General features: G+C 70.7%; 2 protein-coding genes. Both read left to right on the top strand.

Going from position 1 to position 1876, the window contains the following annotated elements; genetic code table 11:
* Positions 1-150 precede the first annotated feature (150 nt).
* The gene (gene hisS, locus RTM68_RS18410) at positions 151-1401 is read left to right on the top strand and encodes a histidine--tRNA ligase (RefSeq protein ID WP_312173760.1); all 1251 of its coding nucleotides are present in this window, start codon (positions 151-153) and stop codon (positions 1399-1401) included.
* Positions 1402-1454: 53 nt separating this feature from the next.
* Complete coding sequence (locus RTM68_RS18415; RefSeq protein ID WP_312173759.1) at positions 1455-1844, top strand: hypothetical protein; 390 nt, start codon at positions 1455-1457, stop codon at positions 1842-1844.
* The last annotated feature ends 32 nt before the right edge of the window (positions 1845-1876 follow it).

Raw genomic sequence — 1876 nt, forward strand, 5'->3', positions numbered from 1 at the left:
CGAAGGATGGGACGCCGAGCGCGCGCTGCGCGAGCGGCTCCGCGGACTCGAGGCAGACGTCCGCGCCGCCGAATCCGACGGCTGACGCCACGGGCCGCCCCGCCGACCTGGAAGGATGGAGGCGTGGCTACTGTGAACCCGCCGCGCGGAATGCGCGACATCCTCCCCGCCGACAAGGCCCGCCGTGAGCGCGTCCTCTCCGTGATCCGCGACCGCTATCGGTCGCACGGTTTCGACGAGATCGAGACGCCCGCGCTCGAGGAGTACTCGCGACTGCACGCCGGCATCGGCGGCGACAACGAGAAGCTGGCGTACAACGTGCTGCGCCGCGGACTCGACGCCGAGGCGATCCGACAGGCGGCCGACGACCAGGGCGCCCTCGCCGACCTCGGACTCCGCTACGACCTCACCGTCCCGCTCGCTCGCTACTACGCGAGCAACCGCGGTCAGCTCCCCGGGGTGTTCCGGGCCATCCAGATCGGTCCGGTCTGGCGCGCGGAGCGTCCGCAGAAGGGACGCTATCGCCAATTCGTGCAGTGCGACATCGACATCATCGGCGACGACTCGTCGCGCGCTGAGGCCGAGCTCATGGTCGCCTCGCTCGATGCCGTCGACGCGCTCGGGCTCGAAGGAGCGACCGTCCGCATCAACGATCGACGTGCGCTCGACTGGATGCTCGACAGCTTCGGCTTCACCGCCGACGAGCGCCCCGGTGTGCTGATCACGATCGACAAGCTCGACAAGATCGGTCCCGACGGAGTCGCGGCGGAGCTGCGTGAGCGCGGCGCCGCGGCATCCGCCGTCGATGCGTTCGAGGCGTTCCTGCGGCGCCCGCAGACCATGGAGTACAACCCGTTCGGCGAGCGGCAGATCCGCAAGGCACTGCCCGAGTACGCGCCGGAGGAGATCGTCGGGCACCTGGTCGGCATCGGCGAGGCGGTGGCCGCGGGCCGCGGCGCGACCGACATCCCGCTGGTCTTCGACCCGTTCCTCGTGCGCGGCATGGGGTACTACACGGGAACGATCTTCGAGCTCGCGCACCCCTCGGTGTCGTACTCGCTGGGTGGTGGTGGCCGCTACGACGGCATGATCGGGCGATTCCTCGGCCAGCAGGTGCCTGCTGTCGGGTTCTCCCTCGGCTTCGAGCGCCTGGTCGACCTCGTCACTGCGGGAGCGGATGCCGATGAGCGCGCCGTCGTGCTGATCCACGATGCCGACGTGCCGGTCGCCGAGCTCGTGACCCACAAGGCGGCACTCGTGGCTTCCGGCGCCAGGGTGCGGTTGGAGCGCCGCACGAAGAACGTGAAGGCGCTGCTCGAGCGCTCGGCGGCCGACGGATACACGGAGTTCGCGACCGTCACCGCGGGCGCGTCAGAGCTGGAGCTCAAGCCGCTCTCCTGAGGGGGGCGGACGCCGTTCACGCGGCGTTCACGCCGGTCGGGTCGAATCGGCGCATGAGACGACAGCATCTCGTCGCCGTCGCAGGGGTCGGTGTCGTTGTGACGGCGGTCTTCGCCGGCATCCGATCCGTCCTCTCGCATCAGGCGGCCATCGCCCGCCGACGCATCGGCAAGCCGCTCGGCGAGCAGTCGATCGATGCCGACCGGCTCTGGCGTCCGTCGCTCGGAGGCGAGCCGATCGAGCTGCTCCTGCTCGGCGATTCGCTCGCGGCGGGCCTCGGCGCCGAGCGGCGCAAACAGACCCTCGGCGGTCGCCTCGCCAAGGGGCTGGCGCGACGGATGGGCCGGCCCGTCCATCTGCGCACCGCGGCGGTGGTCGGCTCAGAGTCACCGGATCTCGCGGCACAGCTCGCCGATCTGCCGGCGGAGTCGATGAGGCGATAACCGGCACCGATCGCCGTCGCCACGGCATCGGC

Origin of the sequence: Microbacterium sp. (assembly GCF_031988965.1) — a bacterium.
In the GTDB taxonomy this organism is placed as follows: Bacteria; Actinomycetota; Actinomycetes; order Actinomycetales; family Microbacteriaceae; genus Microbacterium.

Excerpts from the sequence above, each read along its gene's own strand:
- hisS (WP_312173760.1), top strand. The coding sequence starts at position 151 with ATGCGCGACATCCTCCCCGCCGACAAGGCCCGCCGTGAGCGCGTCCTC.
- RTM68_RS18415 (WP_312173759.1), top strand. The coding sequence starts at position 1,455 with ATGAGACGACAGCATCTCGTCGCCGTCGCAGGGGTCGGTGTCGTTGTG.